The sequence below is a fragment of the Mesorhizobium sp. M0678 genome (genome assembly GCF_040320505.1).
GTDB lineage: Bacteria > Pseudomonadota > Alphaproteobacteria > Rhizobiales > Rhizobiaceae > Mesorhizobium.
In genome coordinates this window covers 18,790-45,032 of record NZ_JAMYPT010000027.1, presented here as the reverse complement: position 1 = coordinate 45,032, position 26,243 = coordinate 18,790, and the positions used below count along the sequence as shown (strand labels likewise).

General features: G+C 63.6%; 22 protein-coding genes and 1 pseudogene. 3 read left to right on the top strand and 20 right to left on the bottom strand.

All coding sequences use genetic code 11. The features are described from left to right. Window positions 1-15: 15 nt before the first annotated feature. From NKI29_RS29315 to NKI29_RS29220, 20 genes and pseudogenes are all read right to left on the bottom strand, one after another. Window positions 16-891 carry an aldose 1-epimerase gene (locus tag NKI29_RS29315; RefSeq protein WP_352756908.1) on the bottom strand — a complete coding sequence of 292 codons (876 nt, stop codon included), beginning with the start codon at window positions 889-891 and terminating at the stop codon, window positions 16-18. 5 nt (window positions 892-896) lie between these two features. Then, a complete protein-coding gene (locus NKI29_RS29310) occupies window positions 897-1,697 on the bottom strand; it encodes a FadR/GntR family transcriptional regulator (protein ID WP_352571188.1) in 801 nt (266 codons plus the stop codon). Window positions 1,698-1,699: 2 nt separating this feature from the next. After that, window positions 1,700-2,484: pseudogene (locus NKI29_RS29305) on the bottom strand (ABC transporter permease). Window positions 2,485-2,696: 212 nt separating this feature from the next. After that, entirely contained in the window at window positions 2,697-4,295 is a 1,599-nt protein-coding gene (locus NKI29_RS29300; RefSeq protein ID WP_352798192.1) for a sugar ABC transporter ATP-binding protein, read from the bottom strand. A gap of 14 nt (window positions 4,296-4,309) precedes the next feature. Further along, window positions 4,310-5,293, bottom strand: a complete 984-nt coding sequence (locus NKI29_RS29295; RefSeq protein ID WP_352571183.1) for a substrate-binding domain-containing protein — start codon at window positions 5,291-5,293, stop codon at window positions 4,310-4,312. Between the two features lie 32 nt (window positions 5,294-5,325). Beyond that, window positions 5,326-6,102: an SDR family oxidoreductase gene (locus NKI29_RS29290; RefSeq protein ID WP_352798189.1), complete on the bottom strand. Its 777-nt coding sequence runs from the start codon at window positions 6,100-6,102 to the stop codon at window positions 5,326-5,328. 5 nt (window positions 6,103-6,107) lie between these two features. Then, window positions 6,108-7,280, bottom strand: coding sequence for a galactonate dehydratase (dgoD, locus tag NKI29_RS29285; RefSeq protein ID WP_352692141.1), 1,173 nt, complete (start codon window positions 7,278-7,280; stop codon window positions 6,108-6,110). Window positions 7,281-7,499: 219 nt separating this feature from the next. Then, entirely contained in the window at window positions 7,500-9,005 is a 1,506-nt protein-coding gene (locus NKI29_RS29280; RefSeq protein ID WP_352798187.1) for an aldehyde dehydrogenase family protein, read from the bottom strand. Next, a complete protein-coding gene (locus NKI29_RS29275; protein ID WP_352571175.1) occupies window positions 9,002-9,490 on the bottom strand; it encodes a (2Fe-2S)-binding protein in 489 nt (162 codons plus the stop codon). Before NKI29_RS29275 ends, NKI29_RS29280 begins: the two co-directional genes overlap by 4 nt. Beyond that, window positions 9,487-12,636: a molybdopterin cofactor-binding domain-containing protein gene (locus tag NKI29_RS29270; protein ID WP_352798184.1), complete on the bottom strand. Its 3,150-nt coding sequence runs from the start codon at window positions 12,634-12,636 to the stop codon at window positions 9,487-9,489. The genes NKI29_RS29275 and NKI29_RS29270 overlap by 4 nt, the downstream gene beginning before the upstream one ends. Beyond that, a complete protein-coding gene (locus tag NKI29_RS29265; RefSeq protein WP_352798181.1) occupies window positions 12,633-13,499 on the bottom strand; it encodes an aromatic ring-hydroxylating dioxygenase subunit alpha in 867 nt (288 codons plus the stop codon). The genes NKI29_RS29270 and NKI29_RS29265 overlap by 4 nt, the downstream gene beginning before the upstream one ends. Window positions 13,500-13,513: 14 nt before the next feature. Beyond that, window positions 13,514-14,887, bottom strand: coding sequence for an amidohydrolase family protein (locus NKI29_RS29260; protein ID WP_352635256.1), 1,374 nt, complete (start codon window positions 14,885-14,887; stop codon window positions 13,514-13,516). Window positions 14,888-14,926: 39 nt separating this feature from the next. Further along, complete coding sequence (locus NKI29_RS29255) at window positions 14,927-16,492, bottom strand: GMC family oxidoreductase (protein WP_352798178.1); 1,566 nt, start codon at window positions 16,490-16,492, stop codon at window positions 14,927-14,929. Window positions 16,493-16,499: 7 nt separating this feature from the next. Continuing rightward, the gene (locus NKI29_RS29250) at window positions 16,500-17,108 is read right to left on the bottom strand and encodes a thiamine pyrophosphate-dependent enzyme (protein WP_352798175.1); all 609 of its coding nucleotides are present in this window, start codon (window positions 17,106-17,108) and stop codon (window positions 16,500-16,502) included. Continuing rightward, window positions 17,105-17,605, bottom strand: a complete 501-nt coding sequence (locus NKI29_RS29245; RefSeq protein ID WP_023674235.1) for a thiamine pyrophosphate-binding protein — start codon at window positions 17,603-17,605, stop codon at window positions 17,105-17,107. The genes NKI29_RS29250 and NKI29_RS29245 overlap by 4 nt, the downstream gene beginning before the upstream one ends. 90 nt (window positions 17,606-17,695) lie before the next feature. Further along, window positions 17,696-18,616: a LysR family transcriptional regulator gene (locus tag NKI29_RS29240; RefSeq protein ID WP_352692149.1), complete on the bottom strand. Its 921-nt coding sequence runs from the start codon at window positions 18,614-18,616 to the stop codon at window positions 17,696-17,698. Beyond that, window positions 18,617-20,419: an adenine deaminase gene (locus NKI29_RS29235; protein WP_352798173.1), complete on the bottom strand. Its 1,803-nt coding sequence runs from the start codon at window positions 20,417-20,419 to the stop codon at window positions 18,617-18,619. A 36-nt stretch (window positions 20,420-20,455) separates the two neighbouring features. Then, a complete protein-coding gene (locus NKI29_RS29230; RefSeq protein WP_352798170.1) occupies window positions 20,456-21,091 on the bottom strand; it encodes a glutathione S-transferase family protein in 636 nt (211 codons plus the stop codon). Further along, window positions 21,088-21,810 carry a Rieske 2Fe-2S domain-containing protein gene (locus NKI29_RS29225; RefSeq protein ID WP_352798168.1) on the bottom strand — a complete coding sequence of 241 codons (723 nt, stop codon included), beginning with the start codon at window positions 21,808-21,810 and terminating at the stop codon, window positions 21,088-21,090. Before NKI29_RS29225 ends, NKI29_RS29230 begins: the two co-directional genes overlap by 4 nt. Then, window positions 21,807-22,109, bottom strand: coding sequence for a hypothetical protein (locus NKI29_RS29220; RefSeq protein ID WP_352798165.1), 303 nt, complete (start codon window positions 22,107-22,109; stop codon window positions 21,807-21,809). Before NKI29_RS29220 ends, NKI29_RS29225 begins: the two co-directional genes overlap by 4 nt. A 223-nt stretch (window positions 22,110-22,332) precedes the next feature. Between NKI29_RS29220 and add the strand changes: the two genes are divergently transcribed. From add to NKI29_RS29205, 3 genes are all read left to right on the top strand, one after another. Next, on the top strand, window positions 22,333-23,373 hold the full coding sequence (gene add / locus NKI29_RS29215) for an adenosine deaminase (protein WP_352798162.1): 1,041 nt from the start codon (window positions 22,333-22,335) through the stop codon (window positions 23,371-23,373). Between the two features lie 27 nt (window positions 23,374-23,400). Beyond that, window positions 23,401-24,522 (top strand): BMP family ABC transporter substrate-binding protein, encoded by a 1,122-nt coding sequence (locus NKI29_RS29210; protein WP_352756361.1) that lies wholly within the window; start codon window positions 23,401-23,403, stop codon window positions 24,520-24,522. A 116-nt stretch (window positions 24,523-24,638) separates the two neighbouring features. Next, the gene (locus tag NKI29_RS29205; protein WP_352798227.1) at window positions 24,639-26,243 is read left to right on the top strand and encodes an ABC transporter ATP-binding protein; all 1,605 of its coding nucleotides are present in this window, start codon (window positions 24,639-24,641) and stop codon (window positions 26,241-26,243) included.

The following is a 26,243-nucleotide window of genomic DNA, read 5'->3' as shown; positions in this document are numbered from 1 at the left end:
GCCGCCGGAGTCCGCCTAGCTGACGGCGAAGCTGCAACGGGCTGCCAGGGCCTCGCCAGGCCCAAGCACCGACAGTCCATTCCATTTGTCGATCGAACCACGATTGGGAGCATCGACAGCATGACTGACCGGTTCAAAACAGAAGAAGTCGCTCTCGTCCGATGGCGAATAGACCAGGTAGAAATTCAAGGGCGATGAAGCTTCAATCCGCAGGCTGCAACTGTGCTCCGGCCACGATATGTTGGCGACGCCGTTCCAACCGGCAAACAGATTGTTTATCCATCCACTCGGCAATACGACTGGGGCGCCGAAATTCCAATCGGGACGGGTTTTGACATCCACAAACCGTTCAGGGAGGTGGTTGGCCAGTTCGAGACAAACCTGCGAGGCCGGCGCATGAAGCGCGGTTCGTGCCGTTCTCGGGAACCATGGATGGATGCCAAGCCCGAACGGCAATCTCATCGAGGCCCGATTGACGACGCGAAGGTTCAGCTCGAGCCCCTGTCCGGCCAGCGCGTAGCTCACCTCGGCGCGATATCGGTATGGGCCGGGCCCGTTGCTGATGAGCGACAGCTTTGCGTTGTCCTGCGTTACGCTGTCGACGTCCCACTCGCTCGAAAATCCATTGCCATGAATGGGAAATGGCTCGCCTGCAACATTGGCAGGCAGTTCGTGGAATTTGGAGTCGAATGTGAACCCGCCGCCCGAGATGCGATTTGACCATGGCAAAAGCAGGTTGCAGGCAAGGTCGAACGGGTTGCTGCTCCCGCCGTTTGGCCAAGGCCTGAAGAGCGGCACGCGTCCATGGTCCAGTCTCGCAAGACCTGCCCCAAGCGATGGGACGATTTCAGCAGACAGGTCTCCGCTTCTGATCTTGATCGTCCCGACCATCCGCTTCAGGCGGTATCGGCCTTGGCAGCGGCGATCGGCTGTTGATGGCGGCCTTTGCGAGCCACTGCAAGAAGGTCGTTCGACGCGATCCCGATGAGCGCCTTCATCTGATCGTGTGCATCGTCGGCCCTGCGCATCCTGATTGCCTCCAGCACGTCGCCATGCGCGCTCAGCGTCTGCTGGTAATTAGCGGTGGCCGATGTGGTCAAGCGGAAGGAGAAGCTGAGGGCGGCCGCAAGCATATTGCCGAGATTGGCGAACACCGGGTTGCGGCTGGCACGCAGGATGGCGGTATGAAACCTGACGTCGGCATCGAGACACGCAGCGAGATCGTCCTGCGGAGCAATGCGCATGGCTTCATAGGCCGCTTCGATGACTGCGAGATCGCCTGACGTCGCCATCTTGGCCGCAAGTTGGGCGGCAGCGGGTTCAATGACCAGCCGCGCCTCGATCAATCCGCGGACGAAATCGAGATCGGGCTCGATATCGCGCATCCATTCCAGAACCTGTGCATCCAGCCTGTTCCATTCGCTCGACACGCGCACACGCGTCCCGGCCCGCTTGCGTGCCTCGATCAATCCTTTCGCCGAAAGCGTCAGAAGAGCATCGCGAAGCGCGGTGCGGCTCGCCCCGTAGATAACGCAAAGTTCGGCTTCCGTCGGCAGGACGGAGTGCTGGGCGTAGGAGCCGGCGAGGATGCGCTGTCCGAGATCGCGGGCGATGCGATCCTTGAGCGATGACGTGGTGCCATCTGCGGCAGGAATGTCCTGCTTGCCTTGGCCAGTCGAAGCGATCGCCGCGTCCATCGTCATGTCCTGTTCAAGTGGTACTCGGCAATTACCACAGCAAGTATCAGCAGCGAGCCCTTGGCAAGCAACTGATAGAAGGTTGGCACGGACGTCAGTATCATTCCGTTGTTGAGGACGCCAATGATGGCGACGCCCAGCAGTGCGCCGACGATCGTGCCCTTGCCGCCCTGCAAGGCGCAGCCACCAAGAACGGCCGCTGTGATGGCCTCGAGTTCCAGGCCTTGGGATCCGGATACGGGCTGCCCGGAGCCGGTACGGGCAGCAACAGAATCCCGGCCAATCCGGCCGCCACTCCACTCATGATGTAGATGCCGACGCGGTAGCGGTTGATGTTGATGCCGGAGAAGCGTGCGACAACGGGATTGCCGCCCAGGGCATAGATGTTGCGGCCAACGATCGAGCGGGCAAGGAAGAGATGGAACACGATCGCGGTCAGCAAGAGAATCCAGATCAGCAGAGGCAGGCCGAGGATTCGTCCGATCCCGATGAAGCGGAAAGTGTCGCTGAAAATCGCGATCGATTGCCCATCGGACATGATGAACGCGATGCCGCGGAAGATCGCCATCGTACCGAGAGTCGCGATGACAGCGTTGACCCGCCCATAGGTGATGATGATGCCGTTCACGAGGCCGGCAAGACCGCCCAGGACCAGGCCGGCAAGAATGCCCGCGGCAGGTGATCCGGTGGCCTGGATGGCCATTGCCGTCGATACTGTGGTCAAACCGACAATTGCGCCGACGGCAATATCGAGCCCTCCGGCGACAATAACCACGGTCTGGCTCATCGCCAGAACGCCCAGGATGGTAATGCCTAGACCGATGTTCAGCAGGTTTCGGCTGGAGAAGAACACGTCGCCTCTCAGGGTGCCGAAAATGAGCACGAGAATGGCGAGAGCAATAAGAAGGCTTATGTTGTGAATGCCGATGCGCTCTGCGATGCGCAAGGAAGCGCGCCTTTTGCCGGTTTGCGTTGTTGCTGTCCTGAGCTCAAGGCTGTTCACTGAATTTGTCCTCCAAGCGATGCTGCAGATTGAGGCATGGCATGTCTCAGGATCGTGGCCTCGTCGATGTCAGGGCGGGAAAGTTCGGCCGTGATCCGGCCTCCAGCCATAACAAGCACCCTGTCGGCCAGCCCGATCAGTTCCGGCATTTCCGAGGAAATCAGGATTATGCCGATGCCGCTGGCGGCGAGTTCGTCGATCAGGCGATAGATTTCCGCCTTGGCGCCGATGTCGATGCCGCGGGTCGGCTCGTCGAGGATGAGAAGCATCGGCTGCCGGGCAAGCCAGCGCGCGAGAACGACCTTCTGTTGGTTGCCACCCGATAATTTCGAAACCTGTTCGTCTAGGTTAGGCGCCTTGATCGACATCTTTGCTGCAAGCGGTGAGACGATCTCCAGTGCCTTGCGCCGGTTGAAGAAGCCGAAGGTCGACGTTCTGTCGGGCACGCAAAGCGAGGCGTTATCAAGAATGCTTCGGAACAACAGCAGCGCCTCGTGCTTGCGGTCTTCCGGGGCAAAGCCGATGCCCGCCACGATCGCTGCATGCGGGCTGTTAGGGCCAACGGGCACACCATTCATCGTTATGGTTCCGTCGACGCGCCTATCATAGCCGACAATCGCCTTTGCCAGTTCGGATCGACCCGCACCCATAAGGCCGGCAATGCCGAGCACCTCGCCACGGCGGACCTTGAGGCTCACATCGGTGACGTGGTCGGTGGTCAGGCCCGTCACCTCCAGCAACGGTTGCCCCGATTGCCACGTCTCGCGCGTAAACAGATCGGCTATGTCGCGGCCCACCATGAGCTTGGCTATGGTCTGCTCGCTGGCACCGGCAGCGGGGGAATCATCGACCAGCCGGCCGTCCCGCAAGACGACAATGCGATCCGCAAGGTCGATGACCTCATTCAGCCTGTGAGAGATGTAGACGATCGAAGTGCCCTCGCCGCGCAGCCGGCGAATTACTGAAAACAGACGGCGCGCTTCGTCGTCGGTCAGTGACGAGGTCGGCTCATCGAATGCGATCAGCCGGCCGCCAGCACGTATGGCGCGCATGATTTCGATCATCTGGCGCTGTGCCGGACCGAGTGTGCTGCAGAGTTGACGCGGCAGCATATCCTGCTGCATGCCGAAGGTCGCAAGCACCTTATCGGTCTGGTCCTCGAGCCTGTGCCAGTCGAGCAGGACGCCTGCCAGCCGCGGCAGTTCGCCGACGAAAATGTTCTCGGCCACGGTCAGGTTCGGAACGATCTCCGGCTCCTGATGGATGACGCGTATTCCGGCTCTGTGGCTGTCGCGCGGTTCGCTGAAAACGATCGGCGTGGAGCCATGCAGCACGGTGCCGGTGTCCGGTGCGAACACGCCCTCGAGAATTCGCATCATTGTCGACTTGCCGGCGCCATTCTCGCCAACCAGGGCAAGCACCTCTCCTGGCCGAAAGGCAATCGAGACATTGTCGAGCGCCTGCACGACGCCGAAGCGCTTCGATATCCTGTCGAGCGAGAAGAAATCCGATTGCATCAAAAGCTCACTCCCGAGGATCGATCCCGTGTGCCCGCCGACGAACTGCCGGCGAGCGTCATGCGCACTGCGGCGCATGACGCATATCTGGTTCAGTGGCAGAGCTTGGCTTTGTAGTCCGACGCAAAATTGTCGGCGGTGATGTATTCCGGGTCGGTGAAGGATTGAACGGGAAGCTTCGTTCCGTCCTTGATGGAGGCCAAGAGAATCTTCACCGCCAGCGCGCCATGATTTTCCGAATTGAGCCACATCGTACCACGGAACGCCGAGGGCTTTCCGGATCCGAAGGCATCGCAGGCGCGGCTCCCGTCGATGCCGATCCCCATGCCCTGGTCTGCGGAATAGCCGGCATTCTCCAGTGCTCGCGCACCACCCAGCACGCCGTCATCGTTGCATGAATAGAATATCCAGTTCGTGACGCTGGGATTGGCCGTCAATGTGGTGGTCATCACATCGATGGCGTTGACCATCGTATTGTCGTAGGGGACGCGAACGATGCTGCCCGGCTTGAAATCGGGCACCGCCTTCAGGAACGCTTCTTCCGCGCCCTTGTTGCGCTGCATGCAGGTATCGGCCTTGCGGTCCTCGATCGAGGCGATGCGCACCTCTTTGCCCGCCCAGCCTTCAGCCTTGTAGAGCTTGGCAAGCTCTTCGCCCACCCGCGCACCGATATTGTAAGCATTCATGCCGACATAGGGGACCTGGGTGCCATCCTGGTAGTAGATGTCGTCGTCCACCGCCACCAAGGGAATTTTTGCGGCCTTTGCTTTCTCGGCAATGACTGGTCCCAGCGCCTTGTCGGGGACAACGATGGCGATGCCTTTCACGCCATCGCCGACCATCGTATCGAAGGTCGTGATCGTCAAATTGGCGTCGAACTGAACGTCCTGCGACACGAACGCGGCCCCTGCCGCCTCAGCCGCTTTCTTGGCGCCGCCGACTTCGGCGACGAACCATGGGTGGTCTCCCATCTTGTTGATGTAGCCGATCTTGATGTCGTCTGCGCTTGCTGTGCCACTCATCAGTCCGGCAGCCAATACCGCAAATGTCGCCAAAGCCTTTGTTGTGGTTTTCATGAATATCCTCCCTGAGAGCTCTATGGTGGTTGCTAGTCGTGGTAGAGAACCGAGCGCCCACCATCGATGGTGATCGTCTCGGCATTTATGAACGGCGCTTCGTCCGAAGCGAGGAAAACCGCCGTCATTGCAACCTCGTCCGGCCGGCCAATTCGCTTGGGCGGATGGAGGTCGTAGGCTCGCCGCTTCTCCTCGGCGGGGTTCGGGAATGTGTTCCAGTAGGCTTCCGCGATTGGCGTCTCGATATAGCCGGGGGCGATCGCGTTCACCCGGATACCGCGTGCGGCATATTCGATCGCCAGCGAACGGGTCAGGCCCAAAAGTGCATGCTTGGCGACCGGATACGGAAACGTATGGGGAATGATCTGGAAGGCGTGACAGCTCGCTATGTTGACGATGGACCCCGAGCCCTTCGCCAGCATCGTCGGCAAAACCGCCTTGGCGCAGAACCACGCGGCCTGGAGGTCGAGCTTGAGGCAGCGCTCCCATTCCTCATCCGGCATCATCAATGGTTCGTAGAAGACGTTGGCACCGGCATTGTTGACCAGAATGTCGACGCCGCCATAGGCCGTGATCGTCCGCGCGATCATGTCCGCGACTGCGGATGCGTCGGTGACGTCCGTCTCGATGAACAGGGCGTCCGCGCCCTGGGCACGCAATTCGTCGGCGACCGCTTTCCCGCTTGCCGCATTCAGTTCAGCAATGACGGTCTTTGCCCTATGTGTTGCAAAGGCGCGGGCGGTGGCGGCACCGATACCTTGGCCGGCGCCCGTGACGATTGCGATCTTTCCTTGCAGCCGGCCTGCCATTGCATTCACCAGTCAACCACGGTGCCGTCCGGCATGACGGCATTGCGGGCATGCAGCACTTCCTGCTTAAAGGGGTGACGCGCGATGACGTCCTCATTGACGGTGACGCCAAGGCCCGGCAGTTCGGGCAGGTCCCAGCGGCCTGGTTTACGCTGAATTGGCCAGGTGACGACGTCGTCGTACCAGGCGACGGCACCGGACATCTCCTCCTGAATGACGACGTTTGGCGTCGATATGCCGAAATGAAGAGCAGCCACACCGGCGATCGGACCAAGCGGGTTGTGCGGCGCAAGGCCGATACCTGCCGTTTCCGCCATGGCCGCGATCTTCTTTGTCTCGAGCAGACCGCCAGTGTGGCAGATATCAGGCTGGGCAATGTTGAAGGCGCGGGCTGCGATCGAGTGCGTGAATTCGCGGCGCCCGATCAGCCGTTCGCCAGACGCGATCGGCACGGCCGATCGCGCCGCAATATGCGCCAGTCCGGCAATATCTTCGGGTGGAACGGGCTCTTCCGCGAACATGATGCGGGCCGGCTCGATTGCCTTGAGGTAATCCATCGCTGCGTTAACGGATGCAGGGCGTCCGTGGAAATCGACCATGATGTCGATATCCGGGCCTACCGCCTCGCGAAGTGAGCCAACCATATTGGCAACGGAGTCGACTGCCTTGGCGGGCGATACGTAGTGGGTGTAGGGAATGCAGACGACCTTGACCGCATCGTAGCCTGCCTGCGTCACGATGCGTCCGCGTTCCACGATGGCATCCGCGGATCCGGTCTCATAGACCGCTTTCATGTCCCCGAGGCCGAGATGCGTATAGGTGCGCAGATAGTCGCGGACCTGACCGCCCAAAAGGCGCCAGACGGGGACGCCCAATGACTTGCCCAGGATGTCCCAGAGCGCGATCTCGATGCCGCTGACGGCGGACATTCCCTCGACGCCGAGACGCCAAAATCCGTGGCGCGTAAGTATCTGGTAGCACTGCTCCACGTTGCGCGGATCTTGCCCGATGAGCAGGGCCTCAAGGTCCTGAAGCGCCCCAACGACGGCTCTGGTCTTCCATTCCAGCGTTGCCTCACCCCAGCCAAACAGGCCTGGCTCGTCGGTTTCGACCCGGACGAAGACCCAGTTGCGCATTTCCGCATTGCAGACGCGCGCCTTGATGGCCGTGATTTTCATTGGTCCTCCCAGACCTGCCGTCTTTTTTCATGGCAATATGTATGATTTATTATAGGAAATGTGGACAAGTCAAGCGCAACGTCAATGTGGACCAGCGCCGTCAGCGGAACTGGCCCCTTGGAGCGTCGCGCCGATCCCGGGGCATTTTTCGACCAATCCTTGCCAACCAAAGGAAGGGTTCTCAGCCGCCGATCCGCCAACATCGAGACAAACGCGCGGCTAAATCACCGCGCAGACCGTTTTCGTCTCGAGATAGTTCCCCAGGCCCGGTGCGCCGTTCTCATAGCCCCAACCGGATTGCTTGTGGCCGCCCTTCGGCAATTCCGGCGAGAAGTAGGAATGGCAATTGATCCAGACGGTGCCCGACCGCATACGTGCGGCAAGGCGATGCGCAGTGGAAAGGTCGCGGGTCCAGACGCTTGCGGCGAGGCCGTAGGGCGAGTCGTTCGCAAGGTTTATCGCCTCCGCGACATCGTCGAACGGTGTCACGGCAACGACCGGGCCGAAGATTTCCTCGCGCATCATGCGCATGTCCGGGCGCACGCCGGTAACCACGGTCGGCTCGAAGAAGTTATCGAAGCGCCGGCCGCCGGCGATGATCTCGGCGCCGCTGGAAGCACCATCGCCGACGTAGAAGGCGACGCGCGCAGCCTGGGTTCCGTTGACCAGCGGACCAAGGTCGGTATCCGGGTCAAGCCCGTGTCCGAGACGCAGCTTTCGCGCCTCCCCTGCCAGGCCCTCCACCAGACGGTCGTAGATCGAGCGATGCGCATAGACACGCGAGCCGGCGACACAGACCTGGCCCGCATTGGCGAAGATCCCCCGCGCCACTCCGGGGATTGCGAGCCCCATGTCCGCATCGGGCATGATGATGGCCGGCGACTTGCCGCCCAGCTCGAGCGTCAGCTTCTTCAGATTGCCGCGCGCTGCGGAGACGATCATCTTTCCGACTTCCGTCGAGCCGGTGAAGGCGACCTTATCGACATCGGGATCTGCAGCCAATGCTGCGCCCACGGTTTCACCGAGACCGGTCACGATGTTGACGACGCCGTCCGGCAAGCCGGCTTCGATCATCAGTTCACCAAGCCGCAGCGCGCTGAGCGACGTTTCCTCAGCCGGCTTGAGCACGATCGCACAGCCGGCCGCAAGCGCCGGGGCGAGCTTCATCGAGGCCATGAGCAGCGGCGAATTCCATGGCGTTATGGCCGCCACAACACCGATCGGCTCGCGCACCGTATAGGCGAAAATCTTCCTGCCTGCCGGCTGATGGCCGATGGAGGTGGGAATTGTCGTACCGAGGATTTTCGTGGCAAAACCGGCAAAATAGCGGAACTGCTCAGCCGAAGCCGGAACCTCCGCGAAGCGCGAAGTCTTCAGCGACTTTCCCTGGTCGAGCGTCTCGATCTCCGCAAGCTCATCGGCATGGCGCTCGATCAGGTCGGCGATGCGCCATAGCAGCTTGCCGCGTGCCGACGGTGTCATGTCGCGCCAGCTCGCGCCTTCGAAAGCAGCACGCGCCGCAGCAACGGCGCGCCCGGCGTCATCGGCTGTGCCTTGCGCCAGCAGCGCGAGCGTGTCGCCATTCGCAGGATCGGTCGCGGGCAAGGTTGCGCCATCGCTGGCGTCGCACCAGCCGCCGCCGATCAGGTGCCGCATTCTGGGTTTGGCCAGGAACGCCTTGACGCCTGCATGCCTGGCTGCACCGTTTCGAATGATGACCGTCATGTCCGTACCCCGCAAGCGAGCGCCTCGACCGCCGCGAGAGCACCGCGGATGATGGAATGATAGCCGGTACAGCGGCAGATATTGCCTTCGAGCGCGGCGCGGATCTGAGACTCGTCTGGAGCCGGATTCTCCAGCAGCAGAGCGGTCAGCGCAACAGTGATGCCGGGTGCGCAGTAGCCGCACTGGAAGGCGTTTTCCGTCGCCAGAGCCTCGCGCAGGACAATGGCTTCGGGAAGGTCGTCGAAACCTTCCGGCGTGATGATGGTGGCCCCGTCGAGCTGCCACGACATGAGCAGACAACTATTGACCGCGCGATCGTCCATCAGCACGAAACAAGCGCCGCAGCGGCCGATGCCGCAAGCCATCTTGGCGGCAGTCATGCCGAAATGGTCGCGCAGCAGGTCGATCAGGCGTAACTCGGAAGGCACGGCCAGCGCCCGGCGGCAGCCGTTGAGGTTAAAGGTAATCTCGATCTCGGCACTCACGCTGCACTCCTCCGCAGGGCGTCGAGTACCCATTCAGGATCGACCGGGATGCGCTCGGGCCAAGCTCCTGTGGCGTCCGCAATCGCGTTGACGATGGCTGGCGTCACGGCGCCAATGCCAAGCTCACCAACTCCGCGCGGACCGAACGGGTCGTCCTCGTCCAGATCCTCCAACGCGAAGGTCGCGAGGCTTTCCGGCGTGTCGGCAATGCCTGGCAGCATGTAGAAATCGAGGTTGCCGGCAAGATACCGGCCATCCCGCATCGCCGCGTCCTCAGTGAGGGTGAAGCCCAGCCCCTGGACGCCGCCGCCTTCGATCTGGCCGAGATAGGCGGCGGCATCGAGCATCGGTCCGGCCGCGGTGTGCTGATGGAGGTCGAGCACACGTACCTGCCCAGTGATGCGGCTCACGGCAACGCGCGCCAGTGTCGCGCCGAAGGCGAAGATCAGGCGTGCATTGCCTTCCAGATAGTCCGATTTCGGAAACTCGAAGCTGACGGCAGCAGCTGGCAGCCGGTCGGGAGGCAACGCCTCGGCAAGCTCGGCGAAACTCATGAGCAGTGAGCCGCTGTTGGAATGTCGCTCGACGATACCGCCGGGTGCCAGCGCCAGCGTCCCGGCTTCGCGGCAAAGCAGCTGGCCCGCTGCTGCCAGCAGGTCGCGCGTAAAAGGTGGTGCGGCGACTGCCGCGACCCGCCAAACCACGTGAGTGCCGCGCGAGGCGGTAGAGGAACCGGATTCGGGCGTCGCCGCCGTATCACCGGTGACCGGCCGGACATCGTCGCGGCCGCAGCCGAGCGCTCCGGCGACCGCGGCCTTCACCGAGGTGAGCAGGCCTTGTCCCATCTCGTCCAGGCCATAGAGCGCTTCGATCATGCCATCCGGAGCCAGGCGCAACGCGCCTCCGGCCGGGTCCGGCGGCAGCGTGCCTAGTCCGTTGCCTTGATAGTTCATCGCCATGCCGACGCCGATCGTCTCATAGCCGTCGAACGACGGACCACGCGGCTTGGCCCAGATCGGGTCAGCAGCGGCGGCTTGCAGCATCTCGGCCAGACGTTCGGACGGCGCGACCTGCTGGCCGAGATGGCCTCGCGTGCCAGGCTCGCGCAAATTGCGGCGCCGTATCTCGATAATGTCGATGCCGGCGGCTTCGGCCAGCCGGTCCAGCTGGCACTCTACCGCGAAGGCCATCTGGTTGGCACCGAAGCCACGAAACGCGCCGCGGACGCCGTTATTGGTGTAGGCGAGCCTGCCCGAGCTGAGGACGTTGGGAACGACATATGGCCCGCAGGCGTGTTCGAGCGCCGTCTCAAGCACGCCCGGACCGAGCGACGCGTAGGCGCCGGCATCCGCGATCACATCCACCTGCTGGGCGAGCAGTCGACCCTCGGCGTCGCAGGCGGTGCGCATATGGATGTGCATGGCATTGCGCTTGGTACCCGCGATGACGGATTCCGCCCGGTCGAGATGCAGCCGCACGGCGCGTCCGGTCTTCAGCGCCAGCAGGGCCAGGGCCGGCTGCACGGTCAGCTCGTCCTTGCCGCCGAAAGCGCCGCCAGCCGGGCTGGTGACCACCCGTATCTGCTCTTGCGGCATACCGAGGATGCGCGAGAGCTGCATGCGGTCGCGGCGGCCATGTTGCCCACCGGCAAAGACGTTCAGGGTACCATCCGTACCGACGAAAGCGTAGCCGCCCTCCGTCTCCATAAAGCCGTGCATCTGGCTCGGCGTTTCGTAGACAGCCTCGACGATATGAGCTGCCTTGGCAAAAGTCGCGGCGGCATCGCCGCGCGTGAACTCGAAGCTGCACTGCAGATTGCCGGAGGCGTGGACCAGCTCCGCTCCAGCAGCGAGCGCCTGTAGGGGATCGCTCACAATTGGCAGCGGCTCGTATTCGACGCTGACGAGAGCAAGCGCGCGTTCGGCCATCTTCATGTCAACAGCGGCAACGGCAGCAACAGCGTCGCCGAAATAGCGGACCTTGTCGAAGCACAGTGCAGGCTGATCCTGCACGACAATGCCGAAGGCATTGCTGCCGGCAATGTCGCGGTGCGTGACAACCGCCGCGACGCCTGGCAGCGCCTCGGCCGCGCTCGTATCGATGGAAACGATCCTTGCATGGGGAATGCCAGCGCGCCGAATGCGCCCGACCAGCATACCGGGCTCGCGATGGTCGGTCAGGTATTCGAGCCGGCCGGCGATTTTCGGCGCGCCGTCCGGCCGCTGGTACCAGCGCGAGCCGGTTTGCGACCGGGACACAAGAACCTCGGCAGGCGGCTTTCCGGACGGCACGGTCCGCCGGCGCGGCGAATGTGCTCCTTGGGACAACTTGCCGCCGAGCCCGAAGACCAGCGCATTCGCCGCGACACTGCGCCGATAACGGCCGGACCGCCACGAATCGTCGATCGCCGGCGCCCCTTCGAGAATTGCGGCGTGCAGCTCGGCCCAATCGATCTCTTGGAGGCGCCGGCCGATGAGCAGCGCTTCGGCGTGGCCGAGACGGGCTGCTTCCCCGCCGCCGCTGGCCGCGAGCCGCGCGATCGTGACACGATCGTCCGCCGTTTCGATCAACCCGGCGACACCGGCCACGCTTGGGGTGAAGGCGGCGCGCAGGCCGACTTTGCGATGGGTCCAGCGAGCGGCGGTTGGCTGCTGTGGAACAATGACCGTCTCAATGAGGCCCGCTGACGATGCGTCGGCCAACCATTGCGCGAGCGGCACGACGGCGCGCCCAGCCGGTGAGACGATCTCCAGCTTCGCGTCGATCGCGAGCAGGGCCGGCAGAAGGCAACCCGTGCGCCCCGCGACGTTGCCGCCCAGCGTTCCGAGATTGCGGACGGCGGGTCCCGCCGTGGCGCGGACGGCGGCTGCGAGCAGCGGCAAAGTCTCGCCTATCGCCCGGTCACGCTCCAAGGCACCCAGGGACGTCAGTGCGCCGATGCGGAAGCCGTCGCCGGCCGGCTGGATGCCCTTCAGGCCAGCGATACGGCCGATACTGACAAGGCGCCGCGGCTTTGGCAGGCCCTTCGCCCAGCCGAGTTGCAGCGCCGTGCCCCCGGCGACCAGTTGCGACGCGCCCTCGCCTGCCAATGACAGCGCCTCGGCAACGGAGATCGGGCGAAGCACCTGGAGACCCGGCTCGGTCATGTGGCTCCGGCGGCCGTGCCGAAACGGATGCCCCTTTCCTTCAGCCAGCGGCGGTAGGCGATGGAGGACCCGTCGGCGCGGGTCGGGATTTCCATCCGCGGCTCGAGCGGAAGGCGCAGCGGCCGCTGGTTCTCCACGATGATCCGGTCCTGCAGGAAGATGACCTGTTCGAAGTTGAGCAGCGCCGTCTGCGTCGAAGCGGAGTCGACCAGATACATGACCGGCTGGGCGCGGCAGAGGTCTTCCTCGATGGGCTGAATGAACAGCGCGATCGCGTCGAGCCGGTCCGGCGCCATGGGGCACACGCGATAGAGCATCACCACGAATGGGCTCGGCACGCGAAAGGTCAGATGCACGAACGCGCCGGAGCTTTCCGTGGCGGCGATGCGCGGCTGGAAGAACGTGCAGTTGGTCGCCCAGACCTCGTCCACGTCGCGACGGATCTCGCTCAGATAGGCCGGCACCTCCGTGTGCGGCTCCGAGCCGAGAATGTCGGTATGCACGAAGGGGAAATGCGCCATGTCGAGGAAGTTCTCCACGACACGCAAACCCGAAGCCCGCATCATCACCCAGCCGCAGGGCACGTAGCGCCGGTCGGGCTCCGATGCCTCGGCGATCTCGAAGATTTCCTTCCCGGGCTCGCCCAGCGTGGTCCAGACGCAGCCGTAGCGCTGCCGGACGGGCAGCGCGGGGCCGCGGCCGCCGTCGTCCAGGACCTCCCGGACGGTAATTGCGCCCGCGGCGTCACGGACCAGTTCGATGTCCTGTCCGAGCAGCCGCGTGCGGCTTGGCGCGCCACCTAGATCGGCCGCCGTCTCCACCGCGTACCAGTCGTCCAGTGCCGCCTTGTCCGTCGTCTTCATGACCGGGGCTCGCCTTATTGGGTCCACTGCAGGCTGCCGCCGGAATTCTCGGCGAGGAAGGCGGCGCGCCGGGCGAACAGGCCAGGTGCGACGCGATGGATTTCGGCAATGATCTCGCGCAGGTCGCCGGTGCGCAGCACGCCGTGCTCGACGAGGATCTCGCCATCGACCATCGTCAGGGACACGTCGCTGCCGCGCACGGCGTGGACGAGATTGTGGTGGAGATTGAAATAGGGTCCGTCGCGGAAGACCGGCGTCATGCGCGGCGTATCGGTGCGGACCGCGATGATGTCGGCACGCTTGCCGACCTCGATCGAGCCGATCTCATGATCGAGGCCGATCGCCTTTGCACCAAGGATCGTGGCCATGCGCAGAACCTGCCAGCTATCCATTGCGGCGGCGTCGAGGTCCTTCAGCTTGCCTAGCAACGAAGCCACCTTCATCTCTTCGAACATGTCGAAATTGTTGTTCTCCTTCTCGCCGTCCGTGCCGATGCCAACCGACACGCCGGCCTTCAGCATCTCGGCCACCAGCGCGATGCCGCTCGCCAGCTTCATGTTGGAAACGGGGTTGTGGGCGACCGAGACGCGGCGCTTCGAAATAAGCTCGATCTCGTCCCGGTCGAGCCAGACGGCGTGGGCGATCATGGCGCGCGGGGTTTCGAAGAAGCCAAGGTCATCCAGCGCGAACATCGGGCGTTTGCCGTAACGCCGCTCAAATTCCGCGATCTCGATCTCAGCCTCGCTGCAATGGGTGTGGAAGCCGGTCTCGTATTTCCTTGCGAGGTCGATCGCCCGGCGCTGGCCGGCCTCGTCCGCATAGAACAGATGCTCCAGCCCGACCCACACATTGATGCGCCCGCCCGCCTTGCGGTGCCAGCCTTCGATCATCGCCTCGTTCATGTCGAGCGTGTCAAAGTAGTCGTAGTCCGGATGCTCGCCGACATAAGGCACGGCGATGAGGCGGTTGCCGATCGCCTCGGCCGCCCTGGCGCTGCCCTCCATGAAACGCCACATGTCGACGACGGTCGTCGTGCCCCCGAGCACGGATTCCGCATAGCAGAGCCGTGACGCCGCCTCGGCCTCGTGCGGCTGCAGCACGCGATGCATCGGATTGATGTGGAGCGTCAGCCAGTCCCACACCGGCAGATGCTCCGCCGTGCCGCGCAGGAAACCGGAATGTGCATGCGCATTGACCAGCCCGGGCATGAGCACGGCATCGTCGAGCTTCTTCACGGCCACGGCCGGATGCGCCGCACGCAGTGCAGCGAGCGCACTGACCGCGGCGATACGGCCATCCTCGACCAGCACGGCGCCGTCAGGCAACACATGGTTATTTTCATCCATAGTGAGCAGCGTGTCGGCCGCAAGGATGAGGCTTCGTGTCATCGCCAGTGATCCGTGTGCGTTCTGTCGTTCATGACATCCTCAAGCTGCCGCGAGCAGGAAATCGGCGGCGCGCTCGCCGATCATAGTGGCGGGCGCGTGGGTGTTGCAGGTCGGGATCGTCGGGATCACCGAAGCGTCGGCGATATGCAGCCCATCAAGGCCGTGCACGGCGAGGCGGCTGTCGACAACAGCCATCGCGTCCTCGCCCATCTTGGCGGTTCCGCAGACGTGGAAGAAGGTCGAGCACGCATCGCGGATGAAGGCGATGGTCTCGGTGCGGGTCAGTCGGCGATCGGGTGCGGCAAAGCTGCTGAAGAGATCGGCGTTCGCCTTTGCAGCCGCCATCTCCATCACCATCTCGACCGCGGCGACCATGGCGTCGAGGTCTTCCGGTTCCGCCAGAAAGTTCGGCTGGATTTCGAGCGGCCCGCCGGGCTTGCCATTGAGCAACTTCAGGTGCCCGACGCTCTTCGAGCGCATGAGACCCGCACCGAAGGAAAAGACATCGCCGGATACATCGTAGCGCGCGCGTATCGCAGGTTCGGCGCTGTTGCCCTGGACCGGGAAGGCGTGGAGGTCGGACTGCGGCAGATCCAGCCGCGACTTCCAGTTGACCATCGAGCCGCCGCCATTGCCCACCATTGGTCCGATCGGTCGTTTCGCGCGGAAGACGCAGGCCTGCGCCAGCGGATGGTCCTGAAGGTTCCGGCCGACGCCCGGCAGAGCGCAAACGACTGCGATGCCAAGACGCTTCAGCTCGACCGGATCGCCGATGCCCGACAGCATCAGCATGCGCGGAGTGTCGATGGCCCCGGCCGCGAGCACCACGCTCTCGCGAGCGCGTGTTTCGCGGATTTCGCCACCGACGAGGTGCTTGACCGCGACGCATCGGCTGCCTTCGACCGTCAGGCCGATGGCCGCGGAACCGGTCAGCACCGTCAGCGTCGGGTGATCGAGGATCGGCACGAGATAGCCCGTCGCCGAACTCCAGCGCTTACCGTCGCAGATGTTGAAATTCGCGACAGCAGCCCCCTCGTTGCTGGCGCCATTAGGGTCGTCGATCGCCCGGATGCCGATCTCGCCCGCGCCGTCGATCAGCGCCTGAGCGACCGGGTGCAGCCTTTCCGGACGCTCGATTCGGAGCGGACCGCCCGCCCCGCGGAATTCAGTCGCGCCGTCCCGCCAGTCCTCGCAGCGCCGGAAATAGGGCAGCACGTCGGCAAAGCTCCAGCCCTTCGCGCCGCCGGCTTCCCAGGCATCGTAGTCATTCGGATGGCCGCGATACCACATCATCGCGTTGATGGCGCTTGAGCCGCCCAGAACGCGGCCGCGCGGGATGCCGATGGTACGGCCGTTCACGCGCGTGGTCGGAGCGTAGTTGTAGCCCCAGTCATAGGCGCCGCGGCCGAGCGGCACCCATTGGCCGGGATCATCGATCTCGGCCATCCCGAGGCCCGCCGGACCGGCCTCGATCAGCAGGACGTCCGCACCGGCGTCGACCAGCCGTCGCGTCACCGCGCAACCGCCGGAACCCGAGCCGACCACGATATAGTCGTAGCCGGGTTTGAGCGCGCGTCGGGGGATGACGGATCGGATGGCGCCCATGGTTTCGTCAGTTGTGCTCGCTCGGGCCCATGATGACGATACCTTCGGTCGCCTCGACGTGGCGGACGAAGATATACTTGTCCTCGCGGCCGTCGCTGTGCTTGCGCTTGATGCCCGGCTGGACCGTTCCCGAGACCTTGGCTATCACGATATACGGCGCATCTACGGCGAGCCCCCTTGCGCAATGCGCGTCGAACTCCTCCACCGTGCGCACCGTATGGGCGTTCTCGACGCCGGCGCCGCGCGCGATCGCGGCAAGGTCGACACGGCCCAGCGCCGTATGGGTCGGCGGACCACCGATCGACTGGTAGCACTCATTGTCCCATACCACCACGAAGAGGTTCTTCGGCTGCTCGTTTCCGAGCGTGGCCAGGATGCCCAGATTGAAGAGCAGGCCGCCATCCGTATCGAGCGAAACGACGCGGCGGTGCGGCAGGCCGGCGGCGAGCCCGAAGGCCTGCGGCGTGACGCAGCCGAGCTGCTGCTGGAACAGGCTCGCCTCGCGCATATGCGGCGCGGCGTTGTACCACTCGTCAACGCTGCCGCCGAGCGAAAGGATCACCAGCTCATCCTTCAGCCGCGCGGCAAGAGCCTTCATGCAGTCGAAGCGTTTCATCGCACCACCTCGCCGCCGAGCGCCACGGCCGAATGGTAGTAGGACGCATAAGACCAGGAATAGGCGTCGACGATGGCGCGCTCGATCTTCGCCTCCTCGGTGACGATCCGGTACGGCACGCGCAGCGCGTTCAGCACCGGCTCCATGGTGATGCCGTGCGGGATTGCCCACCAATTGTTCTCGCCGAGCTCGCCGCGGTAGCTCATCAGCATCACGACCGGGATGCCCGCCCCGAGGCCCATGCGGGCCAGCGGCTCGACCGAGGCGCGCAAGCCGGAGTTTTCCATGACCAGTGCCGCGCGCTTGCCGGACAGGAAGACCCCGCCGCAGATCGCGGCGCCCTCGCCTTCGTTGGTGACGCGGATCGTTCGGATATCCGGATCGGCATCGAGAGCCGGATAGAGCTCCTTGAACAGCGAATCGGGCAGGTAGCAGACGATGCTCACTCCCGCCCGCTTGAGCCCCCGAATGACCGCGTCGACCGCACTCTGCTTCATGACATCCCCTTAGGTCGGGAAGTCTCGCAAAGCACAGTTGTTCGAGATAGAGACAAATTTCTCGCTTTATCGATGCGCAAAGTGCAACAACTAATCATGCAGTGCCTCGACCATGTGGGCCAGTAGCGCCGCGAATGCGGAGGCCGCATCCGACATTTCGCGTTCAAGTCGGGCGAGCAGCATCAGTCGGTGCGGGTTCATGCGCGAATCGCGCAACGGCACGAAAACGAGCGATCCGTCAGCCACTTCCGGTTCGATGCCGAGCTTGGTGCAAAGCACCACGCCGAGGTTGAGGCGCACCATCTCGGTCATCAGTCCGATCGAGTTGGTCCGCGACCGTCGCGTGATGTCGATCATGGAGCGCCCGATCGCATCGTCGATCGAAATGCCCAAAGCAAGGCTGTTGTCCGAGACGATGACCTGTTCGCCGGCAAGATCGAACAGCTTCACTTCCTTGCGGCCGGCAAGGCGGCTGTCCGGATGAGCGACGACGCCCAGCGGCAGAGGCGTGCTCGCGATCTTGCGCACGTTGCGCGGCACGCGCACGTCGAAAGCAAGCGCCAGATCGCATTCGCCGTCGGCAACCGCATCGCAGGCGCGCTGCGACCCGGCGACATGCACATCGACCGATATCCGCGGATGGCGCTTCCAGAATTCCTTCAGCGCGTTCGGCACCAGCCCGCGCGCCGCGCTCTCCACGATTGCCACGGACAACGAGCCGCGGTTGAGGCCACTGAGATCGTTGATCTCGGACGAGGCGCGGGCCAACTCGGTGATGCTCTGACGCGCGTGGTAGAGCAGAAGCTCGCCTGCGCTGGTCAGTTTCAGTCGCTGGCGCACGCGTTCGAAGAGCGGCGTGCCCAGTTCGTCCTCCAGGCTCTTGATGACGCGGCTGATAGAGGATGGCGCCACGTTGAGCGCCTGCGCGGTCTGGCGCACCGAGCCCAGCCGCGCGACCATTTGGAAATAATGGATGCGCGGTGAGACCAGGCCAAGCCGGAAGGGATCCACTCAGGCGGCCTCGAAGGCGGGGACGATCTCCATTTCCGGCACCAGCACGAGACCTTTGTCGGTGATACGGATTTCGGGGATGACCGAGAGCGGGATGAGGTTGAAGCCCATATAGGGAATGCAGCAGCCGGCCGCCTCCCATTCCCGTTTGAGTATCTTCACCTCCTCCGCGACCTCAGTGACGCGCTTGTCGGACAAAAGGCCGGCGATCGGCAGTTCAACCATGGCAGTCACTTTGCCGTCGACGACGACACAGACGCCGCCTTGCGTTTCCTCGATCGCCCGCAGCGCCACCTGCATGTCGGCCTCGTTGAGGCCGGCGATGATGATGTTGTGGCTGTCGTGACCAACAGACGATGCGACGGCGCCGCGTCGCAGCGTGAAATTGCTGAGCAGCCCGTAAGCGACGTTGCCGTCCGACTTGCCATAGCGCTCGACCACAGTGACGAAGCACAGGCCGTGGCGGTCGAAATGGTTCTGCCAGTCGTTGGCCGGATCGAGCGTGATCTTCTGGTGGCCGAGCGTGATCCCCGGCAGTTCGGTGCGGATGGTATGCGCCACCACCTTGCCGGTTGGCAGGTCCGGCGTTAGCTTGATCTGCTTCGGCAGCTTCACTGTGTGGTAGGCCGTGTCCGGATAGCGGTAGCGGGTCGAGAGGGCCTGGTCGAGCAGCGGCGTGATCTTGCCGTCATCGACGACGAGTTCGCCGCCATACCACGTGCTGACGGGATCGAAGCCGTCGTCGAGCAGCACCAGGTCGGCACGGCGGCCACCACCGAGGCCTCCGATTTCGCCTTCCATTGCAAAGCGCGTCGCGCCATGCAGCGAGCCCATCGACCAGGCCTGCTCCGGCGTCATGCCGGCCTTCATCGCCTCGCGCGTCACCCAGTCCAGGCCGAAGAGCATCAGGTCGTCAGCATCGCGGTCGTCGGTGCAGACCGCGATGCGCTTGTGCGAGGCTCCGAGTTCTGTAATCGTCTTGATCGCTGCGGGCAGGCTGTGCCACGGTGTCGTCGGCGGGCCGCCACGCAGGAACAGCCAGATGCCGGCTTCGAGCATGTCGTCGGCGATCTCGCGGTCGATCGCCTCATGGGTGTCGGTGACGCCGGACGCGGCATAGGCCGACACGAACTCGCGTCCATAGACGTGTCCCGATACCGGGCGGCCGCGTTTCAGCGCCGCAGCGAGGATGGCATGGCTGCGTTCATCGCCCATAGCCACTGGCACGAAATCCATCTTCTCGCCGAGCGCCACGGCTTCCGGCCATTTGTCGAACAATGCGCCGATCTTCTCGGCTGTCAGGTCGCCACCGGCCGTTTCCAGCAACGGCGAAGTTGCCGGGACGGTGCTCGGAACCGTCAGGAAAATGGACAACGGCGCCAGGCGCGCGTCCTCCAGCATCGCCTCGATGCCAGCAACGTCCATGACGTTGCCGATCTCGTGGCTGTCGCAGAAGAGGGTCGTGGTGCCGTTGAGCAGCGCCGCCTCGGCATAGGCGCAGGCCGTCACCATCGAGGATTCGATGTGGATGTGCGGATCGACCAGGCCGGGCGCGACGATGCCGCCCCTGGCGTCATATATCCGGGCGCTGCCGCCCTTGTAGGTGCCGGCCGGCTTCACGGCGGCGATCCGTCCTCCCGATAGCCAGATCTCGCGGCCTGGAAGAATGCGCTCCGAATAGGTCGACAATACGCGTGCGCCGGCAATGACCAGATCTGGATCGGCTCGCCCGGAAGCGACACCGGCCAGTCGCCGGGTCATGGACGAGAGCGGCTGGACGGAAAAGCGCGTGAGAGAGGTCATTCTGTTGCTAGCCTCGTCCTCGTTGGATGTTGGGCGTCAATGGTAGTCGGGAATGCCCGGCATGGTCATGAAGCCGGGAAGCGCGCGGAAGCGACGCGCCCAGCGGCGCAGCGGCGGATATTCGTCATGGTCGACGCCGAAATCGCGGCTCAGCGCAAAGGCCGGAAAAAGCGCGATGTCGGCGATGGTCGGGCGGTCCGCAGCGAACCATTCTTTCTTCTCGAAACCCCGCGCGGTCATGTGGTCGTCCATGGCGCGGAGCGCTTGCGCGGCACCGGCACGCAACGCAGCCTCGTCGCCGGCGGCACCGAACATGGCATGGCGGCGCGCGGCGCCGGCAACGCCGAGATCGCCGGCAGCAAAGAAAAGCCACTGCATCACCTTGGCGAAATCCGCACCATCCGCCGGCAGCCATGCACCCGTTGAATCGTGGCTGCGCGCCAGATGGGCGATGATGGACTCGGCGCCGAACATCGTCATCTCGTCGTCGCGGAGAATGGGCAGGCTGCCCGCCGGGTTTATGGCCAGGAATGGCGGCGTCTTCTGCTCCGCCCCCGGAAATGCATCGACTGCGACGGTCTGCCATTCCAGGCCAAGCATGGAAAGCGCCAGCCGCACCTTGTAGCAGCTTTCGTCCAGCTCGTAGTTGTAGAGCGTGATCCTCGCCATCATGCGGCCCGCGTCGTCGAGGTCGCGCCGGCACGCCCGGTCTCGAGGTGGTGGCGCAGTTCACTCGTCCAAGCGAAGAAATGCTCCTGTCCCTTGCCGGCATATTTTGCCGCCGGTCCGTCAATCACGACATGCAGGGCCGATCGTTTGCCGGTCAGCTCCTGCAGGCCAAGAAGCAGCGTCTCTTCGCCGACCTTCAGGCTGAACAGCGTCCCGCTCAGCGCCTTCAGATCAGCGAGGCCGGATCCGCCGGAGGAAGATGTGGGCGGCATGGCCTGCACGACATTGATCACCATCCCGGCGGAACAGTCGAGATACAGGCTGCGGACCGGCACCACCTCCTCTGGCAAGGCAGGCAGTTCAGGCAATGCTGCTGCCGGGTCCAGCGTCGTCCAGATCATGCCAGCCGCCTCGACCGATCTGTGGGCAGACACGGTAATGGACGCCGGCACCCTGAGATCGGGGTGGGCTGGAATGTATCGGCACTGGCCGGCCGCATCGTACTGCCAGCCGTGATAAAGACAGGCAATATGATCGCCGCGGACAAAACCGAAGCTCAGCTTCATACCGCGATGCGGGCAGCGATCCTCCCACACATGCGCTGCGCCGCTGTTGTCCCGCCACACCACCAGTTCGTTTCCGCCAAGGCGGATCCCGGCCGAACTGCCCGGCTCGATCGATCCCGACAGCGCCACTGGGTGCCATCCAGCCTGTATCGTCATCCTGCGTCTTCCTCTCTGGAATATCCCCGAATTTCGGCCCGTTCGCAGTCCATCACCAGACAGTCGATTGGTCCCAGGCTACATGCCATCTCGAAGGCATCGATGAGATCGGGCTGGCCCGAAACCTGGACGACAAAAAAATCCTCCGCGGCTTCGTACACCAGCAGATCGAGATTGAGCCGAGCGGCACGCCTGTCGGCGAACTCGCTAAAGCTCGACGACACCAGTTGGCCGACGAAGCGCAGGCGCGTTGTTTGAGGCGGAGGCGCAAGGTTCTGCGCTTCCAGTAGGTGCTTCATGCCTATATTTCTCCCGGCCTGCACATTTTTTAGGCAGTTTTAGAATGTGTCTAGTTAGGCATCATTTTTTGGCTTGTGCAAGCCCCGTTTCCCTGACATCTGTTGCGTATCAGGTGATCGGACAGTTGGAAAAAGCCGCGATTATCGAACAACTCGGCAGCCGTCCGTCGCCCAAGAAAACCAGGTGCGGCTTGGGATTGCCGGTCCGGGCGGGTGAGCGTCGATGTCGTTGTCAAGTTTCATTCAGCTTATACCCAAGGTCGAGTTGCACTTGCACCTCGAGGGTGCCGTCTCCACAGAGACATTCGCCGAGCTGGCGGCGCTGAACGCGGTGCCGCTGCCGGACGGCAGACCGACATCGGAGCTCTACAGCTACGGCAACCTGCTGGATTTCCTGAAGATTTACGATCTGGTTTGCGCCTCGATCAGGACTGCGGACGATTTCTCTCGCATCACCTTCGAGGCCCTGGAGCGCTGCGCGAAGGCCGGTGCGCGCTACGTCGAACTGTTCTTCAGCCCGCATGCGCATCTGGCTCATGGCGTGGCCTATTCGACGATGCTCGAAGGCATCCTCGATGGCTTTCACTGCGCGAAGGAGCGCTATGGGCTTATAGCAAAGCTGATACCGGCGCATGCGAAGCCGCTCGGCGCGGCAGGTGGCGAGCGCTTCCTGGACATGGTTCTGGCCGAGCGCCCGGCTGAGGTGATCGGCATCGGCTTCGATTACGACGAACGTCCGAACCCGCCGCCGATGTTTGCGCGCATCGTCGAGCGAGCGCGGGCTGCCGGGCTCAATGTCACCAACCATGCGGGCGAGGATGGCCCGGCGGACTATGTCCGCGACACCATCGACATTCTCGGCCTGAGACGGGTCGACCACGGCTACCATGTCGTCGACGACCCGGCGCTGATGGAGCAGTGCAGGGAGATGGGCATCGTCTTCACCTGCTGTCCGAGCACGACGCTGGCCACCACCGTCTGGCGTGACCTTTCCGCGCCCGACCACGCGATCCGCCGCATGATCGAGGCCGGGCTTACCGTGACGATCCACTCCGACGATCCGCCCATGTTCGCCACGACACTCGACCGCGAATACGCGCTGATCGCCGAAAATTTTGCGCTCGGGCCGCCGGCACTGAAGCGGATCGCGCTGGCTGGCCTGTCCGCAGCATGGCTCGACGACGACATCAAGCAGGCATGGCTGGCCGACTGGTCGGCAGAAATCGACCGCCTCATGGAAACCGAACTGTCTCTCCCGAACTGAACACGACACGGAACAAAGGACCGAAGCATGATCGACCTGCGCAATCTCTCCCGCCGAGGCTTCCTCAACATGGGCGCCGCGGCCGGCGCCTCGCTGCTCCTGCCGAAATCCGGCCTCATAACGCCCGCCCATGCACAGACGCCGCTCGCCGCCGTCGCCGAGGAAAACGCGGTCATCGCCTTCGGCCACACCGGTCCGGTGACGGATGAAGGCTGGACCTGGAGCCACGACCAGGGGATGAAGGCCGTGCAGGAAGCGTTCCCGAAGCTGAAGACGCTGTTCGTCGAAAGCATCCCCTATTCGGCCGACGCGACCCGCACCTTCCGCCAGTTCGTCTCGGAAGGTGCCAACATGGTGTTTGCCACCTCCAACTATGGCGACTTCCTCTACGACGTGGCCAAGCGTTCGCCGGACGTCGCCTTCTATGAATGCGATGGCCGCAACCCGCTCGAAAATCTCTCGACCTACTATCTCGCCCACTGGTACCCGACCTACGTCACCGGTGTCGCCGCGGGCCTGATGAGCAAGAGCGGCAAGCTCGGCTACGTCGCCTCCTTCCCTGTTCCGTCGGTCTTTTCCGGCACCAATGCCTTCCTGATGGGCGCCCGTTCGGTCAATCCCAACGCCACGATGCAGACCATCGTCATCAATTCGTGGTTCGATCCGCAGGCTGCCACCCAGGCCGGCACCGCACTCATCGACAACGGCGCCGACCTTCTGTTCGGCATCATGGACGAAGCAGGCTATCTGCAGGTGGCCGAGCAGCGCGGCGCGAAGGCCGTGATGTGGAATACCGACATCCGCCGCTACGGGCCGAAGGCCTATGTCTCCTCGATCGCCATCGACTTCAAGAAATTCTATGTTGACCAGGTGCGCCTGCGCCTCGAAGGCAAGTGGACACCCTCGCAGACCATCCTGCCGATGGGCGGCGGTATCGACCGCGATGCCTGGGGCGAGACGGTGCCCCACGAGGTCGCAAAGCAGGCCGATGCCGTGCGCGACAAGATTCTCGGCGGCTGGAGCCCGTTCGAGGGCGAGATCAAGGACACCAAGGGCAACGTCAAGGTGGCTGCCGGCCATCGCATGACCGAAGAGGAACTCTACAACTGGGATTGGTCGATCGAAGGCGTCAGCGGCCTCCAAGCGTGATCCCGAAAGATTGCAGAGTTTTCGGATAGACTATGCGGGCAGAAGGCAAAGAGCTACGCGGGATGAATGATTTTGTTCCAGTTCATCATGCTTCGAGCGAGCACCGCTACGGCGGCATGGAGGTGCCGTCCACCTCCCCGGGGCGTTACGAGCCTGGCTCCGGCGCGCCGCCGCTCGTGCTGCTCAAGGGCATCAGCAAATATTTCCCCGGCGTCGTTGCCAACCAGGATGTCGACCTGGACGTGATGCCGGGGGAGATCCACGCCTTGCTCGGCGAGAATGGCGCCGGCAAATCGACCTTGATGAACATCCTCACCGGCATCTATCAGCCGGATGCCGGTGAGATCGTCGTCGACGGCTATGCCAAACGTTTCGCGTCACCAGTCGATGCGATCTTCGCCGGTATTGGCATGGTCCACCAGCATTTCAAGCTGGTGACCGCCTTCACGGTCGCCGAGAATATTCATCTCGGCTGGTCCGAAACGCCCAAGCGTATTGGCTCGTCGGTGCTCGAGGCGCGGACTGCCGCACTGGCCGACAAGCTGAACCTCGCGGTACGGCCATCCGCGCGCGTCGCCGATCTTTCGACCGGCGAGCAGCAGCGCGTGGAAATCCTACGCGTGCTCGCGCGCAATGCCCGTGTTCTGATCCTCGACGAGCCGACTGCAGTGCTTACTCCGGCGGAAGCGCGCGAGCTCTTCAAGGCGCTCAAGCAGTTCGTGTCCCGGGGCAATGCGGTGATCTTCATCAGCCACAAGCTCGACGAGGTCCTGGAAATATCAGACCGCATCACCGTGCTGCGCGGCGGCCGCAAGGTGGCCACCGAAAATACCGCGGACTGCGGCGAGAAGATGCTGGCGCGCCTGATGGTTGGCCGTGAGATCGTGCTCAGCAATCTGCGTGCCAGGCAGCCAGGCGCGGCCGGCATCTCCGCCGAGCCGGTGCTCAGCCTCAAATCCGTCGTCGCGCGTGACGACGTGGGCGGCATCCTTCTCGACGAGGTTTCGCTCGACATCCATGCCGGCGAGATTCTCGGCATCGCCGGTGTGGCCGGCAACGGCCAGAAGGAGCTGACCCAGGTCGTCACCGGCTTACGGCCGATCCACTCGGGCCAGATACTGCTCGGCGGAAAGGACGTCACGACCGCCGGCGCGGTCGATTACGCCAAGTTCGGCGTCGGCCACATTCCCGAAGACCGGCTGCACAGCGGCCTGGCGCCGGCGCTTTCAATCACCGACAACGCCATAATCCGCGAATATGCGTCGGCGCCTGTTTCAAAGGGCTTCGCGTTCCGACCGCGCCTTGCGGCAGCTCTCGCGCGCACGATCGCCGAAGCGGCATCCGTTGCGGTGCCCGATTTCGGCATGCCCATGCGCAACCTTTCCGGCGGCAACCAGCAGCGCCTCGTCGCACGCCGCGAGATGCGCATCGCAAGCAAGGTTCTGATCGCCGCCTATCCGAGCCGTGGCCTCAATGTCGGAGCGATCAACACGATGATGCACTATCTCGTCGAATTGCGCGATGCCGGCGTCGGCGTGCTCTTCATTTCCGAGGAGCTGGAAGAGCTGTTCAATCTATCGGATCGCATCGCCGTGATGTTCCATGGCAGGATCATGGGCGTGGTGGAGACTGCCTCCACGGACATCGAGGAAATCGGCCTGATGATGGGCGGGCAGATGCGGTCCAGTGCTGGCGCCCAGGCCGCTGCCAGGAAGCACTGA

Bases quoted from the DNA above. Each gene is read 5' to 3' on its own strand.
- NKI29_RS29205 (WP_352798227.1), top strand. From the start codon at position 24,639: ATGGAGGTGCCGTCCACCTCCCCGGGGCGTTACGAGCCTGGCTCCGGC.
- NKI29_RS29245 (WP_023674235.1), bottom strand. From the start codon at position 17,605: ATGAAGCAGAGTGCGGTCGACGCGGTCATTCGGGGGCTCAAGCGGGCG.
- NKI29_RS29250 (WP_352798175.1), bottom strand. From the start codon at position 17,108: ATGAAACGCTTCGACTGCATGAAGGCTCTTGCCGCGCGGCTGAAGGAT.
- NKI29_RS29280 (WP_352798187.1), bottom strand. From the start codon at position 9,005: ATGACGGTCATCATTCGAAACGGTGCAGCCAGGCATGCAGGCGTCAAG.
- NKI29_RS29235 (WP_352798173.1), bottom strand. From the start codon at position 20,419: ATGACCTCTCTCACGCGCTTTTCCGTCCAGCCGCTCTCGTCCATGACC.
- NKI29_RS29225 (WP_352798168.1), bottom strand. From the start codon at position 21,810: ATGACGATACAGGCTGGATGGCACCCAGTGGCGCTGTCGGGATCGATC.
- dgoD (WP_352692141.1), bottom strand. From the start codon at position 7,280: ATGAAAATCACGGCCATCAAGGCGCGCGTCTGCAATGCGGAAATGCGC.
- NKI29_RS29255 (WP_352798178.1), bottom strand. From the start codon at position 16,492: ATGGGCGCCATCCGATCCGTCATCCCCCGACGCGCGCTCAAACCCGGC.
- NKI29_RS29310 (WP_352571188.1), bottom strand. From the start codon at position 1,697: ATGGACGCGGCGATCGCTTCGACTGGCCAAGGCAAGCAGGACATTCCT.
- NKI29_RS29230 (WP_352798170.1), bottom strand. From the start codon at position 21,091: ATGATGGCGAGGATCACGCTCTACAACTACGAGCTGGACGAAAGCTGC.
- NKI29_RS29220 (WP_352798165.1), bottom strand. From the start codon at position 22,109: ATGAAGCACCTACTGGAAGCGCAGAACCTTGCGCCTCCGCCTCAAACA.
- NKI29_RS29315 (WP_352756908.1), bottom strand. From the start codon at position 891: ATGGTCGGGACGATCAAGATCAGAAGCGGAGACCTGTCTGCTGAAATC.
- NKI29_RS29260 (WP_352635256.1), bottom strand. From the start codon at position 14,887: ATGACACGAAGCCTCATCCTTGCGGCCGACACGCTGCTCACTATGGAT.
- NKI29_RS29290 (WP_352798189.1), bottom strand. From the start codon at position 6,102: ATGGCAGGCCGGCTGCAAGGAAAGATCGCAATCGTCACGGGCGCCGGC.
- NKI29_RS29270 (WP_352798184.1), bottom strand. From the start codon at position 12,636: ATGACCGAGCCGGGTCTCCAGGTGCTTCGCCCGATCTCCGTTGCCGAG.
- NKI29_RS29210 (WP_352756361.1), top strand. From the start codon at position 23,401: ATGATCGACCTGCGCAATCTCTCCCGCCGAGGCTTCCTCAACATGGGC.
- add (WP_352798162.1), top strand. From the start codon at position 22,333: ATGTCGTTGTCAAGTTTCATTCAGCTTATACCCAAGGTCGAGTTGCAC.
- NKI29_RS29295 (WP_352571183.1), bottom strand. From the start codon at position 5,293: ATGAAAACCACAACAAAGGCTTTGGCGACATTTGCGGTATTGGCTGCC.
- NKI29_RS29265 (WP_352798181.1), bottom strand. From the start codon at position 13,499: ATGAAGACGACGGACAAGGCGGCACTGGACGACTGGTACGCGGTGGAG.
- NKI29_RS29300 (WP_352798192.1), bottom strand. From the start codon at position 4,295: ATGCGCCGCAGTGCGCATGACGCTCGCCGGCAGTTCGTCGGCGGGCAC.